The sequence below is a fragment of the Viridibacillus sp. FSL E2-0187 genome (assembly GCF_038006425.1).
Classification (GTDB): domain Bacteria; phylum Bacillota; class Bacilli; order Bacillales_A; family Planococcaceae; genus Viridibacillus; species Viridibacillus arvi.
Genome location: NZ_JBBOVG010000006.1, coordinates 1 through 1,152, shown reverse-complemented (window position 1 = coordinate 1,152; position 1,152 = coordinate 1). Strand labels below are relative to the sequence as shown.

Here is a 1,152-nt window from a genome sequence, read left to right as displayed (position 1 = left end):
GGTCAACCGGAGCGACTGGGTCAACCGGACCAACGGGAGCAACTGGAGTAACTGGAGCAACAGGTCCAACAGGATCAACGGGAGTAACTGGAGCAACAGGTCCAACAGGACCAACAGGGGTAACTGGAGCAACGGGATCGACAGGACCAACAGGGGTAACTGGAGCAACGGGATTGACAGGAGCAACCGGAGTAACCGGACCAACTGGAGAAACAGGACCGACTGGGGTAACTGGTGTAACCGGACCAACGGGAGCAACAGGGCCGACAGGAGTAACTGGAGCAACGGGATCGACAGGAGCAACTGGTGTAACCGGAGCAACGGGAGAAACAGGACCAACAGGGTCAACCGGAGCGACTGGGTCAACCGGACCAACGGGAGCAACTGGAGTAACGGGAGCAACAGGTCCAACTGGGGCAACGGGAGCAACAGGTCCAACAGGACCAACAGGAGTAACTGGAGCAACGGGATCGACAGGAGCAACAGGAGTAACTGGAGCAACGGGATCGACAGGAGCAACTGGTGTAACCGGAGCAACGGGAGTAACTGGAGCAACAGGGTCGACTGGAGAAACAGGACCAACAGGGTCAACCGGAGCGACTGGGTCAACCGGACCAACGGGAGCGACGGGAGTAACTGGAGCAACTGGTGTAACCGGAGCAACAGGATCGACCGGAGCAACAGGGGTAACTGGAGCAACTGGATCGACAGGAGCAACAGGACCAACAGGGGCAACGGGAGCAACGGGATCGACAGGATCAACGGGAGTAACTGGGGCAACAGGGTCGACTGGAGAAACAGGACCAACAGGGTCAACCGGAGCGACTGGGTCAACCGGACCAACGGGAGCAACAGGTCCAACAGGGTCAACCGGACCAACGGGACCGACTGGGGTAACTGGTGTAACCGGACCAACAGGAGCAACGGGAGCAACGGGAGTAACTGGAGCAACAGGTCCAACAGGACCAACTGGGGCAACAGGATCAACGGGAGTAACTGGAGCAACTGGTGTAACCGGAGCAACAGGAGTAACTGGAGCAACAGGACCAACTGGGGCAACGGGAGTAACTGGAGCAACAGGTCCAACAGGAGCAACCGGATCAACGGGAGTAACTGGGGCAACAGGGTCGACTGGAGCAACAGGATCCACTG

1 protein-coding gene is annotated in these 1,152 nt (G+C 58.3%); it reads left to right on the top strand.

The genetic code is table 11. The annotated features are described in order from the left end of the window. On the top strand, positions 1–1,152 hold a 1,152-nt coding region (locus MHH85_RS22215), incomplete at both ends, for a hypothetical protein (RefSeq protein ID WP_340708547.1).